This window comes from Sphingomonas sp. PP-F2F-A104-K0414 (assembly GCF_004340945.1).
Taxonomy (GTDB): domain Bacteria; phylum Pseudomonadota; class Alphaproteobacteria; order Sphingomonadales; family Sphingomonadaceae; genus Sphingomonas.
Genome location: NZ_SLYD01000005.1, coordinates 1 through 14335, shown reverse-complemented (window position 1 = coordinate 14335; position 14335 = coordinate 1). Strand labels below are relative to the sequence as shown.

Sequence of the window (14335 nt, the reverse complement as noted above, 5' to 3'; positions counted from 1 at the left end):
GGGAACGAGGGAAAGACCATGCGGTGGCTGACGACGATAGTGCTGACGTCCGCGGCGGTTCTGCTCGGGCCCGGAGCCGCGGTGCCGGCGTCTAACCCCCGATCGACGCTGCTGAAACCCGCGGGCGTTTTCGATGGCGCGGATGGTATCGTCCATGCCGGCTGGCAGGTGCTCGTCTCGGGCGACCGGATCGTCGCAGTCGGTCCCAATCTGCCGGTGCCCACCGACACGCAGACTATCGAGCTTGCCGGCGATACGCTGATGCCCGGCATGATCGAGGGGCACGGGCATCTGTTCCTGCATCCGTATAACGAGACGAGCTGGGACGATCAGGTCCTGCACGAGCCGCTCGCGCTCCGCACCGCGCGCGCCGTTGCGAACGCAAAGGCGACGTTGCTCGCCGGCTTCACCAGCGAACGCGATCTCGGCACGGAGGGCGCCGGCTATGCGGATGTCGGGCTGAAGGCGGCGATCGACCAGGGCATCGTGCCGGGCCCGCGGCTGTCGGTCGCGACGCGCGCCATCGTCGCGCTTGGCGCTTATGGTCCGAAGGGTTTCGAGCCAGGCGTCGCGGTGCCGCAGGGGGCCGAGGAAGTGTCGGGCGTCGACCAGATGGTGGCAGCAGTGCGCCGGCAGATCGCGGCCGGTGCGGATTGGGTCAAGCTGTATGCCGATTATCGCTGGCGACCCGGCGAGGAGAGCCGTGCGACGTTGAGCCTCGCCGAGATGACGGCGGCGGTGGCAGCGGCGCACGATGCGGGTCGCCCGGTTGCCGTCCATGCCGCGACCGCCGAGGGTATGCGGCGCGCGGTCGCCGCGGGCGTCGATACCATCGAGCACGGCTATGGCGGTACGCCCGCGATCTTCGCAGACATGGCGACCAAGCGCATCGCGCTGTGTCCGACGCTCGCCGCATCCGACGCGACCGCGCGCTATCGCGGCTGGAACCGCAGCGAACCAGCGCCACCCGCCGTCGCACTCAGTCGTTCAAGCCTCAAGCTGGCACTCAAGGCAGGCGTCCCGATCTGCGTCGGCGGCGACGCGGGGGTATTCGCGCACGGGCAGAACGTGCGCGAGATCGAATTGCTGGTCGCGGCGGGGATGCCTCGGGCGGCGGTCTTGATGGCCGTTACCTCCGGCAACGCGCGGTTGCTTCATCTTGGCGACACGCGAGGTACGGTGAAACCTGGCCTGCTGGCCGATCTGGTTGCGGTGTCGGGCGATCCGACCGCAAATATAGCCGCGCTCCATCGCATTCGGATGGTCATGAAGGGCGGCACCATCGTCCCGGACCCGTTCTCGAACGATGCGCAACGGCCTCGCCATCCGAACGACGACGAGGAATAGGCATCTGCTTGCAGCAATTGGAAAACCACCCGCGGATGTCGCATTGCGGGTCAGTCCGCTGGTCGGCTCGGAGCGGCCGTCGGAGCTATGTCATCTGCAGAACTGGAGACCAGTTGCCCAAGCGTGATCCGACGTTCTGCTTAGGCGGCGGAGGCCATCCAGGACGGCCCGAACCCATGACCATCAGGGTCCTCGAACGCGCGGCTGTACATGAAACCCAAGTCTTGCAGCCCATGCAACTCGCGGCCGCCTGCCTCGACAGCCGCCTGCGTGATCGCATCGACCTCGTAGCGACTATCGAACGACAACGCATAATGCCCGGTGGAGTTCGTCGTCGCATCAACAATCGTCTTCTCGGTGAATGTCGCGAAGAAAGGCCTGGCGGGCAACATGACGTGGATCGCATCCGACCACACCATCGACGACGACTGCTCGTTGCTGAACCGAGCGTTCTTCTCGAAGCCAATCGTCTCCTAGAAGGCCGTTGAGGCCGCAACGTCTGCGACCGGCAGACTGACGACGATCATCCTGGGCACTGGTGCTCCTCGCGTTGCTAACAGCAATCGCCGAATCGGCCGGCTCGTGGACTATGCTCTTCTTGGCACTCTACGTCGCCATGGCGTATGGGCACCGTCCCACCCGGGACGAGCGGCGGGCTATTGAACGTCGCCAGCGCCAGCCCGGCGTGATCTGTGGATAAGACTTCGCCAGCGTGCAGATGACTTATCCCGCAGGCGGGCATCGCCCGTACAAGGTGTCGATCTGACTGGCATTTTCGTTGAGCGTGCCGAGGTTTGCCTTTGCCCGCAAAGTATCGGTGACCGCGTCGGTGTTCACCAGCGGCAGCGGCACGCGTTTGCCGTCCTTGCACGTCCATTGCGTACCGTATTGCTGGTGACCGGAGAGCTTGAGCAGCATGCGGTCCGTCAACATAGCAACGTTGCGCGGATCGATCTCCTCTTTAGACGCCAGCGGCGCCATCAGGCGCAGGGCAGTTAGCTGGAAGGCCGGATTGGCATCCGCGTGTTGGACAAGCAGCCAAGCGGCGGCGGATGCCTCGTCGCCTAGTTGCGAACGCGTTGGCCAACCCTGACGGGTCACTCTCGCGGAAAGCCAGGCTGTATTATCCTGATCGCGGTCATCCAAGGCACGCAGAAGAATGCCTTCGTAGACAGCCCGTTCGAGCGACGAATAGGTCGCGGTTTGTCCTTCATGTCGTTGGCTTTCGACCCACGCGAAACGCAAAGTCTGCTCCCCGAGTGGTCGGGTGCGCAACTGCTCGGCATAGTCGCCGTGATCGATCACCTGCTGCTCCACGAGGGCGATCGCACGGATGATACCGAGCGCATATGGCCGGACACGATCTAGCGCAGCGGAAAAGGCTGACCATGTTACGTCCGCCCGTATTGGAAGCTGGATGAACTGACGGCATAATGCAGGCCGTGCATAGACGTCCCGACCTGGGTCGAACGTCTGGCCCATCGCCGCCAGTTCGTCTTTCATCGCGACACGCGACTGCGTCTCACATCTTTCATTCCATTCCAGGGCAACAATGAACGCCTGCGTGTCCGCAGCCGACGCGCCGGCAAACCGCCCACGGAACCATCGATAGTCGCCGTATTCGACAATGTCGTTGTGCAGGAAAGAGGAGAGGGCAGGTGGGATACTTGGCGGTCGAGTTGCCGCGCCGACAGGAGCCGATCCTATAATTATGGCGCTCAAACCGATCCGGAATGCCCGCACATCTACTCTCCTCTGACTTGACGCGTTGTGCGACAGGCAATGTAAGAACACAACGGCGCGGACAACGGTCGATGTTCGCGGGTTGGACGTTCTGCCGTAAAGCAGCTTGGCCGCGCTCCCCCGCCTGTTATTATTGAGCTGGTAGATCCGCATCGAAAGTGCCGTTGGCCGATGAACGAATGGCCGATCCCGCAAGGCGCAAATCAGTACGAGAATGCCCGTAACTGGGTCAGACCCGTTGCTTTGTTCCCAAGTGCGCAACTCACTTCGCCAATGATCAAATATCGCGCACCATGGATAGGCGTACGTCGCGCGCTCCATTCCAGAACAAATTTCGGCTCGGTCCAGCAATGAAAAGCGTTCTGCTCTGAGTCCGCTTCGTCCTGATCCCGATTTGCTAACCGATCCGCTCGCGCGCGACCTTTTCTAGCACCGTCAGCGGCATCGCGCCCATCGTCAGCAGGCGGTGGAACTGCTTGGGATCCCAATCGGCGCCGGCCTTGAGCTTGGCCTCGTCGCGCAGGCGGACCCACATGGTGTGGCCGATTTTGTAGCTGCACGCCTGCCCGGGCCAGACCGTGTAGCGGTCGATCTCGCCCTGGCTGCGGCCACGCGCGATGCCGGTGGTGGCGATCAGGTAATCGGTCGCTTTCTCCCGGCTCCAGCGCTTGGCGTGCATGCCTGAATCCACGACCAGGCGGGTCGCGCGGAACAGCAGCGACTGGAGATAGCCGACCTGACCCAGCGGGTTTCCGTCGTACACGCCCATCTCGTCGGCAAGCTGTTCGGCGTAGAGTGCCCAACCCTCGGAATACCCGGAATAGAAGCCGCGGCGGCGGATCAGCGGGATGTCCTCGCTCTCCAGTGCCGACATGACCTGGAGATGGTGGCCCGGGATCGCCTCGTGATAGCTCAGCGTCGCCAGACCGAATTTCGGGCGGTCGAACGTGTCGCGCAGGTTGATGAAATAAATCGCCGACCGCGACCCGTCGAGCGACGCGGATTGGTAATAGCCGCCCGGCGCACCGGCCTGGATATCTTCGGGAACGCGGCGGACCTCGACCGGCGCCCTGGGGAGAACTCCGAATTGCTCGGGCAGGCGCTTCGCCATCGCAGCGATCTGCGCACGGAGTTGCTCCAGCAGGGCTTCACGACCCGGATCGGTATTGGGGAAGAGCTGATCGGGTCGCGTGTTGAGTGCGACCAGACGCTCGCCGACGCTCCCTTGCGTCATGCCCTGCATCTTGAGGATGCCATTGATCCGCGCGCTGATTTCGGCGACCTGCGACAGGCCCAGCGTGTGGATCTCGTCTCCCGTCAGTTGCACCGTGGTCGCGGCGCTCGCCGCCGCTGCGTAATACGCGTCACCATCCGGCAAGCGCCAGACGCCCGCATCGTGCGTCGCCTTGCTACGCAATTCGGTCACCAGCGCGCGTTGCCGGTCGAGCGCGGGAAACACCTGGTCGCGCATCAGCGCCGCTACCGCCTGGCCGCGCTCGGGGGGCAAATTGGCCGCTTTCAGCTTGGCGGCCAGGTCGGTCGCCGGGCCCGACAGGTCGGGCGCCTTGTCGCGCGCCGACGCCAGCTGCTTTAGCGTGGTGTCGAGGATATAGTCCGGCGCGAACACCCCCTTGGCGGCATCCTCGCGCTGACGCTCCGTTTCGGCATCTATCGCGCCCGCAAACGCCAGCACGCGGGCGACATAGGCATCCGCGTCGGCAGCACTGCGGACCGCGTGCTGGTTGGCCAGGAAGTCCGGTACGTCGCGATAGGCGCCCGTCAATTGGGTCAGCACATAGGGCGCATACCGTCCGGCGCTGGCACCATAAGCGTAACGCTGCCCCGCGATCTCGCGGTCCAGGCTGTATTCGACCACGTCGTAATCGAGCTTCGCCGCGTCGCCCAGCGCGTCGCGCGACACTGTCTTCAGCGCGGCCAGCTCTCTCTTTGCCCGCGCGAACTGGCGCTGCTCGCCGGCGCGCGAGGTATCGTCGAGCTTCGATTTAAGCCGGGTCCGCGCACCCGTATCGAGACCGAGCGAGGTCGCCTGTTCGGGGCTCTCGTCCAATCGCGCGTAAAAGAACCCGTCGAGCATCGCCCTCAATTTGGCGTCATCGCGACCCAATGCGGCCCGCGCGATCGCCGGCAGGGCCATCAACGCGGAGGCGAAACCGGCAGACGCGATAAAGTGGCGACGATGCATGAAGGCTCCTGACCGAACATTACGCGCACCTGAGTGGTGCATGCATGGTCTGGAGGCCATGACCGGATTTGTCGAGCGTGACCGGCACTCGCCGCGTGACGACCGTTGTCGTCCGATCCTGAGACGTCGGCGTGATGGGCGACCACCGCCGCGTCTAAAATCCGAGACCACGTTTTCAGCCGCTGCGTCTCGTACCGATCAGGGTTCCCTGTCATCAGGGCCAGTGCCCTACAGGTATTCCGACTGGGGGCGGGTAACGCTTCACCGCCAAGAACATAGCGTCGCCCGTAGCATTTATGACCGGCTAGTTCGGGCGCGGGTGTTCGTGACGATATTGGTTGTAAGCCTGCCGTTTAGGACGGGGGCTACATGCAATCGAGCGATCAGAGCTCATGTCTTAGTTGCGGCAACTATAACATCGGGGAGTGGCGGATAAGCCATGCTTTCTGGAACCTTGTCCAGGTCGGCACGACTTATCCGAACCTCATAAAACCTTACGTCGCCTGGTTGGACGATACAGGCTTTGCCGAGATGTCGAAACGGTCGGCATTCATGACCTTGACCCACGCCTTGATGAAGTCGCGAACGAACTTCTGCTCGTGACCGTTCTCGGCATAGACTTCAGCCGTCGCACGCAGCTGCGAGTTCGAGCCGAAGATCAGGTCGGTGCGCGTCGCCTGCCACTTCTTCTCGCGACCACCGCGATCGTAGCCGATGAACTTCTCGTCGCTCGACGTGTCGACCAGATCCCAGAACGTGTCGTTGTCGAGCAGGTTGACGAAGAAGTCGTTGGTTAACTGGCCCTTGCGCTCGGTGAGGACGCCCTCGGGCGCATCGCCGAAGTTCGCACCAAGCACGCGCAGGCCACCGACCAGAACGGTCATCTCCGGCGCGGACAGCCCGAGCAGCGAAGCCTTGTCGAGCAACAACTCCTCGGTCTTCACCGGGTGACGCGTCTTCAGATAGTTGCGGAAGCCGTCAGCCTGCGGCTCCATCCACACGAAGCTCTCGACGTCGGTCCACTCCTGCGTGGCGTCACCGCGTCCGCCGAGGAACGGCACCGAAACGTCGTGACCGGCATCGAGTGCCGCCTTCTCGACCGCTGCCGAACCCGCCAGCACGATCGCATCGGCCAGCGACATGTCGCCGCGCAGCTCGTTGAGCTTGGCCAAGACCTTGCTCAGCTGCTCGGGCTCGTTGACCGGCCAGTCCTTCTGCGGGGCGAGCGCGATGCGTGCACCGTTCGCACCACCACGGTGGTCCGACCGGCGATAGCTCGATGCCGACGCCCAGGCGGTCTTGACCAGCTGGCCGATCGTCAGGCCGCTCGACAGCACGGCGTCCTTGAACGCAGCGATGTCGGCGTCCGACGGCGCGGTGCCCTCGGGAACCGGATCCTGCCAGATCAGCGTCTCTTCCGGAACCTCAGGCCCAAGGTAGCGAACGCGCGGACCCATGTCGCGGTGCGTCAGCTTGAACCAGGCGCGTGCGAACGCGTCGTCGAGCGCCGACTGATCGTCGCGGAAACGCAGCGCGATCTCGCGGAACTCGGGGTCCATCTTCAGCGCCATATCGGCGGTGGTCATCATCGTCGGCACGCGCTTGTTGGGATCGCGCGCGTCGGGTGCCATGTCCTCGGGTGCCGGGTTGACCGGCTGCCACTGCTTCGCGCCGGCCGGGCTCTCGGTCAGCTCATAGTCGTACTTGAACAGCAGGCGCAGATAGTCGCCGGTCCACTTGGTCGGGTTGTTCGACCATGCGCCTTCGATGCCCGAGGTCGTGATGTGGCCCTGACCAATCTCCTCGCTGTCGGTCAGCCAGCCGAGGCCCTGCATGTGCACGGATTCCGAAGACGGAGCCTTGAAATGCGGGGCAGGCTTGGCGCCATGCGACTTGCCGAACGCGTGGCCGCCAGCGGTCAGCGCAACGGTTTCCTCGGAGTTCATCGCCATCCGCAGGAACGTCGCCTTCATGTCGCGCGCGGACAACAGCGGGTTCGGATCACCGCCCGGGCCTTCCGGATTGACGTAGATGAGTCCCATCTGGATTGCGGCGAGCGGTCCTTCGAGCTCGGGCATGTCCTCGCTGATGCGCGTCTGCGCACCCTCGTTGACCCAAAGTTCTTCGGCACCCCAGAACGTGTCGCCCTCGGAGGCGAAGACGTCCTTGCGGCCGCCAGCGAAACCGAAGACCGGACCACCCATGCTCTCGATCGCGACGTTACCGGCGAGGATGAAAAGATCGGCCCAGCTGATGTTCTTGCCGTACTTCTGCTTGATCGGCCACAACAGGCGACGCGCCTTGTCGAGGTTGCCGTTATCGGGCCACGAGTTGAGCGGCTCGAAGCGCTGCTGACCCGACGACGATCCGCCACGGCCGTCCGTCACACGGTAGGTACCGGCGGCATGCCACGCCATGCGGATCATGAACGGGCCATAATGGCCATAGTCGGCAGGCCACCAGGACTTGCTATCGGTCATCAGCGCCGTCAGGTCCGCCTTCAGTGCGGCATAGTCGAGCTGCTTGAAAGATTCGGCGTAGTCGAATTCCTCACCCATCGGGTCGGGTGAGACACCGTGCTGGTGCAGCATGTCGATCGGCAGCGCATCGGGCCACCAATCCTTGTTCGTACGACCCAGTAGCGAGCGAGCCTTGACCTCGCCGCCGCCGTTGGGCCCCATTGGGCAACCGCTGCTCTTGGGCTGTTCGTAATCGGCCATCTTGGCGTCCTCTCTCGATGAGTCTTACCGTCTTAGTTGTTAAGATGCAGGATCTGAGGGACATTTGTCCAATCGATTATTCGGAACCAATTAATGAGAGTAGTCGATCACTGATGACCATCGAGCATACTGCCTTACGGCGTACGCCCACCGTTATATGGGCGACCGCTATAATGCCGCAGCGCACGCCTTCTCAGGGCTCTGACGCGCCTGCAAAGGCGCCATCCCGCGCTACCCTATCAATGCGGCCCTATCGATGACGTCCGCGGTATCGCAACCAAGACGCAAGCGGCATTCCGTTATACGTAGCTGCGTCATTTGCGCCGACGCGACCTTTTCGATGCCGTCGCCCATTTGCAACATCCAACATCCAACATCTAAGATCTAAGATCAAGTGATGCTTGGCATCGAGCCAGCCATGGTTGGCACCACCAAGGCTGTCGAAGGGGCGACGGTCGATCATGTTCGGTCTCCTGGGGAGCGCTGCTGCTCCGATGACCTAAAGATGCGCCATGATGGGGCTTGACGAAACGGCAAGATTGGCATTGCAATCTTGCCGAAAATGACGAAGCGCCTTCCCGATCTCGAAGCCTGGGCGATTTTCGCCATGGTCGCCAAACATGGCTCCTTCTCGCGTGCAGCACGCGAGATGGGCATGTCCGATCCCACCGTCTCGAAGGCGATCGCGCGACTTGAGGCGCGCCTGGGCCTGACGCTGATTGCACGGACGTCGCGGCGCGTCGCGCTTACCGATGCCGGCCGCGCGGCGTTGGCGCGTGCGTCGCGCATCCTGAGCGAGGGCGAGGCCGTAGAGGACGAAGCTGGCGAACAATCCACCGTGCCCCGCGGACGCGTGCGGATCAGCGCGCCCTTGTCGTTCGGCATCGCGTATCTCGGTGCGGTGCTGCCGGCTTTCTTGCAGGCCTATCCCGAAATCACCGTCGATTTCGCGCTGAGTGACCGCAAGGTCGATCTGGTGTCGGAAGGGTTCGACCTGGCGCTCAGGATCGCAAGCCTGAACGACTCCTCACTGCTGTCGCGTCGGCTCTGTACTGTCCGGTTGCTGCTGGTAGCGTCGCCCAACTATCTCGAACGCCAGGGCATGCCGACGCACCCGGCCGAGCTGAGCCGGCATTGTGCGCTGGCCTATACGGGGGGTGCATCCAGAGCGTGGCGTTTCACGCATCCGACGTTCGGGGAGGAGGCAATCGAACCGCCGGTGCGCGTCTGGACCGACAATGCCGATCTTCTGAATCCGGCGCTTGTTGCGGGGCAGGGGCTTGCGATCCAACCCGAGTTCCTGGTCTGGCGGGAACTGCGCGACGGCAAACTGATGGTGGCGATGCCGGAATGGTCGGTGACCCCGTTGGGGCTACACCTCGTCATGCCGCCAAGCCCGCTGCGACCACTTCGGGTCCAGGCTCTCATTGATTATCTTGCCCGCGAATTGGCGAACGCGCCTTGGGGCGGCGGGTAGGAGGGGGGTAAAATAGCAAATACTTCCTTTCGACAGGTGAGCTTCGGACCGGAACGAAGACCCAAGTTGGGATTAACGAACGGCAGAAGTTCGGAAGCCCAAAAAACGTCGTGAATGACTGCAAATGGGTCTGGCCGGCAGCCGTAGGGCAGGGGGCCGCTCGCCCAAACGCGGACGTTGAAGCTCGTGATCTGGACTCCCGATAACGGCCATTCGTTAGGCGCGATCTTTCCTGTCACTATGGGTTAAAACTTGGAATGCTGCGCCGATGTGATCTCACTGCCCTATCGGCGTCGGCGCGTGCTAAATTGCAGCAGCTTCGATCCGGCTTTGAAGGTTTTTGATATTCTGCTCCACAGCGTGCTGTATAACTGCATCGCCGAGAGCCCGCGCGGCCTCATATTCTGCCCTCCTAATCTTGAGCACCTCGCTGGCGACATGTTGCCAATCGGCAGAAGGTATGCCGTAGTCGCGGGTAGCTTCTGCTTGTTCGAGAGCGCTGATTCCAATTAAATGGAGGCGAGGCCACTGATCAATCTCGTCGACATAGGCATAATCGAAGTTGATTTTAGCAGTTTCGGTCAACGTCACCGTGACGTGATTCCAAGGCCTTGGCAGGAAGATGTCCAGCGTTCTCATTCTCGCGAGATCGACCTTGATTGACTCCTCTACCTTTTCGGGCCTGCTACCAAAGCCGGCATACTGCCCTTGAACACCGTCTCGACGGGTCCACTGACTGACTCCCGGCGTCTGCATCCACTCATGAAATTGCGCCTCGAACCGCATCTCCACAGCATCCGCGGGGAAGATCGACCAAAGCTTTCGACCAATGTCGCCAACGATTGCTTCGAAATGCTGCTTGTCTGCCATCGGTGTCCCAATCCGTTTGTTAGCATTAATTCGTCGGTCTCAGGCAGCAGGTCCAGTCTCGTTCCAAACTTCGTAATTCGGTGCCGACCAACAGGACGTTTATCGCGCAATCATTTCGGAAAATGCGACGTACCATCTCGGCTATCGCGATCGATTTTTCGTAAGCAGTCCGTCCGCTTTCCTCTCCATTCCGGCCATCCTGATGCAAATTCAAAAGTTTTGCATCAGGCCTGGGCGCTTGGCCGAGGCCGCAAGCGCCCAAGGGGATCTAGGATCTTCACCCGTTGGCCAGGTATTCCCGCATAGTCTGTTGCGGAGCGGTGACCGTCGCGGTCAGTGATCGTCACTGTGAAGTGGCAGTTCAACGCGTCGGACCAAAAGCGGGCCTTTGCTTCTACCACGTTAGCGATTGATCCACCGGCTTTCGAACAGAGGTCAGCGAATGCAGTCTTATAGAGCGCTACCGACTCCACCAGCGAGGTAGACGGTTCACCTTCGATGATAACGCCGTGTAGGAAATCGACCGTGATCGCGCGCTCGTGAGAGCGCTCGGCATCTCCATAAACGTCCATCTCGTAATGGCCGATCATGAGACCGATGCCGCTACCGAGGGAATCGGCGACGTTGTGAACGATGGACCGTAGTTCGGCATGTTTCATAGGGCAGGCTATGATGGCTCAGACCCGTTTCCTATGACTTTCGCACCCATCTGATGCAAAACTCACGGATTTCGCATCGGCCTCAAGGCGGCCCAATCTGCGGCCTTCCTCGATGCAGAACTCCGATGCTTCCCGAGCAGCACGTCGGTTGCAAAAGGGTTCGTTTTTTGGGAACGCTGAGAAGCTCCTACATTCCCTTCGTGAACCAGCAGTTGACCACGCGACCGTCCTCGGCATCCACGTGGCAACGCCCGGTCCATGTCGTCACTTCGAGCACCGCCTGATCTAACGCTATGATCTGAGAGTAGCCTTTCGCGTCCGACCACTCTTCAACCGCCATCGGTGCGCGCCAGGCATGGCCTGCCTCGCTCAACTTGGTGACGAGTGTCTTGCCGATGCGCCCTGTCCCAAGAATGCCGATCTTCATGTGTCGTTCCTATGCGATCATTGCTTCGCACCGGAAATTATGGTCAGGTACCAGAAGTGACAAGAACCTACCGAAAGGTGGGTTACCCACTAAAAGGTAAGTGACCTATGCAGCGTGACTGGCAATGCGAGGACCCACAGCAGCAGCTTGTCTGGGCTGCGGCGACGAGCGAGGCCCTCCGCGTCCTGGAGGGAAAGTGGAAGATGGTGATCATCTTCCAACTGTTTGCCGCACGATCGCCTTTGCGCTTCTCCGAGCTGGAACGACGTGTCGAAGGCGTGAATCAGAAGATGCTGATTCAACAGCTGAAAGAACTGGAGAAGGACGGGATCGTCACCCGGACGATCTATCCTCAGGTTCCTCCCCGGGTCGAATACGCGCTGAGCGAAATCGGTCTGGCACTTGGGCCGTCTATTGAAGCCCTTATCGATTGGACATTCATGCGGCGCGAGACTGAGACGTCGGCTAGATTGGAAGAACAAGGGTCCCTTTAGACGTCAGCTTATTCGATCGAAGCACCAAAAGCGGATGGCCGCTTTCCTCTCCCTTCACGGAATTCGCAAGCGGATAGCCGCCCTTCGAAATCGTTCATTCGCAAAGATGAACCAGCGTCCGAAGTTGGGAAGCGAGGGGAGGGGCGTGAGTGTCCGATAGTGGGTCTTTTTGCAGTCTCGCGCTGCCGGACAGTTTCGCCCAATTCCAGACGCTCCGGTCATAAATCATGACTCCCGATTACGGCCATTCGTTCAGCGCATCTTTCCGGTTTTAAATTTGCCCCATCTGCTTCGAACTGCGACCCTTACCTGCCGCCGTATCGTAAAGGCCGCCGCGAAGATTAACTTCAATCAAGTATTATCTGACAGCTTATGGTATGAACGATAAATTGCTGACCGAGCACGGCCCTTGGCAACTGAGAGACTCATTGCTCCCGCCGATATTACGGGAACTGCGTTTTGATCTCAGAAATTGACCCTCGCGGTTTGATTGCAAAAAATCTCTCGGCGCATTCGCAGATACAGGTTTCTGACGACGAAGCTTTGGGACGTTTGAAAGCTCGAACAAGAACCTTCGAGTCAGGAAGCTACGTATTCAGGGAAGGCTTGCCATTTTCAGAATATGCATTTGTAATATCGGGGTATTTATTCCGTCAAAAGCAGACATCGGATGGTCACCGACAAATTGTATCGTTAATAATTCCTGGAGACATAGTTAATCCGGAAAACAGATTCGTGAATAATCTGGACTATAACGTGGTTTGTGCGGAAAGATCTAGCATCGGGTATGTGCAAAAATTCGAGTTTGAATCATTAACGGATTCCCACCCATACATTCGGTTGGCCTTAGATTTAGTAACTACTGCAGAGTCACGCCAATTACGGGAGTGGTTGTTAAATATAGGTGGGCATTCTGCACGAACTCGTGTAGCTCATTTCTTAAACGAATTTGCTGCCAGAACTAGGTTGCGCGGCTTGAATGATGGATTGCGGTTTTACCTGCCCATGTCGCAGGAGCAGATTGGGGACGCCGTCGGTATTACACCTGTTCACGTTAACAGGGCTATCAGATCGCTAGTTGAAAGCGACTTAATCAATCATACAAATAGAGAATACGAAATAGTTGATCTTAACGGATTTCGGCAAGCTGGTCAGTTTTCAGAACGGTTTCTTACAGTCAATAATTTTTCTGAATAATTATTGCTGCGTGGATACCCTGACGCCCAACGTTAGACGCTAAGCGGTTCCATGTCGGCTATTGTCGCCTAACTCTCCGTTGAGGGGACGGACCGCTTTCATCTCCATCTTTGCCGTTCCGCTTCCGCCGCCTGCCTCCCTGAAGCAGGCATTCGTCAAGCCCTTTGACGGGAGTCAGTCCGGTAGCCCGTCTGACACTATGGTCAATACATCCTCGAGCAGGGCTGCGGCCAGAGTGTTACCCTGCTGGTCTGCGAGTTGCAGACCAGAGTGTTACCCTGCTGGTCTGCGAGTTGCAGCGCCCACGCAACCGCGCCGCGTAACGCTTCCGCATTTTGATCGATCAAGTTCATGGCTGAACTAACCGCAATGAACCGCACGCGTAAACCGTAAATCGCGAATCTTCGCGCCATTTGTGAGCATGCGAAGTGGTGAAAACATTTCGCCTAATTTGGTTTAGCGACCGGTGCCGTTTTCTAGATTAAGCTTATGCCATGACAGGTGATCAAAGGCGGCTAAAAACAGCTATGGCGATCCTTGCGGTGCGGAAAATGCGCTGCCAGTTATTTCCATCGGAGATATTTGACGAACATGCATGGACAATGCTCCTGCAACTGTTTGTCAGCTTAGCAGATAACCAAACGATGACAGAGACTGCCTTGGCCCACTCCGCTGGCGTATCGGTAGGTGCGGGACAGCGTTGGATAGCACACTTGGTAAAAGATGGACAGGTTGTCTCGAGCGAAAGTGGTGAGGATGTTGCCCTAACCGGTGAAGCTATCGAGCGGATGCGAAGGTTTCTTGATTTTGCTTCGAGCGAAGCACAGAAAATTGAGGGGTATAAGGCTGAGCGGTGACATCAACTGGCAAATGTTCAAGCGCACCGGCTGACCTAAGAAAAGTAAAAAGGCGGGATCAGAACGTGCCATAAGTCGTTACAATACCAGCCTTTTGCGCAAGGGATGGGTGTGACAGACCACGCTTTGGAATACGAACGAGCGCGAGCAGCTGGCGCTAGCGCCGCCAGTAGCGACAAATTGGGATATGATGATTGTCCCTATGATGAAGGTCTTGAGCCAATCCTACGGGCCCTGTGGCAGGATTGACGTGACCCCCGTTTTTTCCTCCAGTTGAAGCTAGAGTCCGACCCCGGAAAGGGACGGACAGATGAAGCGGAAGCAGTTTTCGGAAGAGCAGA

The 14335-nt window shown here is 59.8% G+C and carries 12 protein-coding genes; 5 read left to right on the top strand and 7 right to left on the bottom strand.

The genetic code is table 11. The features are described from left to right. Positions 1 to 18: 18 nt before the first annotated feature. A complete protein-coding gene (locus tag C8J46_RS12580; RefSeq protein ID WP_207894174.1) occupies positions 19 to 1347 on the top strand; it encodes an amidohydrolase family protein in 1329 nt (442 codons plus the stop codon). Positions 1348 to 1487: 140 nt separating this feature from the next. Here C8J46_RS12580 and C8J46_RS12575 read toward each other — a convergent pair whose 3' ends face one another. From C8J46_RS12575 to katG, 4 genes are all read right to left on the bottom strand, one after another. Then, positions 1488 to 1766, bottom strand: coding sequence for a VOC family protein (locus C8J46_RS12575; protein WP_243643365.1), 279 nt, complete (start codon positions 1764 to 1766; stop codon positions 1488 to 1490). Positions 1767 to 2070: 304 nt separating this feature from the next. Further along, the gene (locus C8J46_RS12570; RefSeq protein WP_132739713.1) at positions 2071 to 3090 is read right to left on the bottom strand and encodes a DUF6624 domain-containing protein; all 1020 of its coding nucleotides are present in this window, start codon (positions 3088 to 3090) and stop codon (positions 2071 to 2073) included. Between the two features lie 397 nt (positions 3091 to 3487). Beyond that, positions 3488 to 5293, bottom strand: a complete 1806-nt coding sequence (locus C8J46_RS12565; protein ID WP_132739710.1) for a DUF885 family protein — start codon at positions 5291 to 5293, stop codon at positions 3488 to 3490. A 494-nt stretch (positions 5294 to 5787) separates the two neighbouring features. After that, entirely contained in the window at positions 5788 to 7974 is a 2187-nt protein-coding gene (gene katG / locus C8J46_RS12560) for a catalase/peroxidase HPI (protein WP_243643418.1), read from the bottom strand. A 601-nt stretch (positions 7975 to 8575) separates the two neighbouring features. Here katG and C8J46_RS12550 point away from each other — a divergent pair. After that, complete coding sequence (locus C8J46_RS12550; protein ID WP_132739701.1) at positions 8576 to 9490, top strand: LysR family transcriptional regulator; 915 nt, start codon at positions 8576 to 8578, stop codon at positions 9488 to 9490. A gap of 303 nt (positions 9491 to 9793) precedes the next feature. Here C8J46_RS12550 and C8J46_RS12545 read toward each other — a convergent pair whose 3' ends face one another. The 3 genes from C8J46_RS12545 to C8J46_RS21095 all read right to left on the bottom strand — a co-directional run bounded on the left by C8J46_RS12545 (position 9794) and on the right by C8J46_RS21095 (position 11446). Then, positions 9794 to 10360, bottom strand: coding sequence for a hypothetical protein (locus C8J46_RS12545; RefSeq protein WP_132739698.1), 567 nt, complete (start codon positions 10358 to 10360; stop codon positions 9794 to 9796). 224 nt (positions 10361 to 10584) lie between these two features. After that, positions 10585 to 11019 (bottom strand): hypothetical protein, encoded by a 435-nt coding sequence (locus C8J46_RS12540; protein WP_132739695.1) that lies wholly within the window; start codon positions 11017 to 11019, stop codon positions 10585 to 10587. Between the two features lie 187 nt (positions 11020 to 11206). Beyond that, positions 11207 to 11446, bottom strand: a complete 240-nt coding sequence (locus C8J46_RS21095; protein ID WP_132739692.1) for an NAD(P)-binding domain-containing protein — start codon at positions 11444 to 11446, stop codon at positions 11207 to 11209. A 107-nt stretch (positions 11447 to 11553) separates the two neighbouring features. Between C8J46_RS21095 and C8J46_RS12530 the strand changes: the two genes are divergently transcribed. The 3 genes from C8J46_RS12530 (at position 11554) to C8J46_RS12520 (ending at position 13994) form a co-directional block, all read left to right on the top strand. Next, complete coding sequence (locus tag C8J46_RS12530) at positions 11554 to 11940, top strand: helix-turn-helix domain-containing protein (RefSeq protein WP_132739689.1); 387 nt, start codon at positions 11554 to 11556, stop codon at positions 11938 to 11940. A gap of 459 nt (positions 11941 to 12399) precedes the next feature. Then, a complete protein-coding gene (locus C8J46_RS12525; protein ID WP_132739686.1) occupies positions 12400 to 13137 on the top strand; it encodes a Crp/Fnr family transcriptional regulator in 738 nt (245 codons plus the stop codon). A gap of 527 nt (positions 13138 to 13664) precedes the next feature. Continuing rightward, positions 13665 to 13994, top strand: coding sequence for a hypothetical protein (locus tag C8J46_RS12520; RefSeq protein WP_165886543.1), 330 nt, complete (start codon positions 13665 to 13667; stop codon positions 13992 to 13994). Positions 13995 to 14335 lie beyond the last annotated feature (341 nt).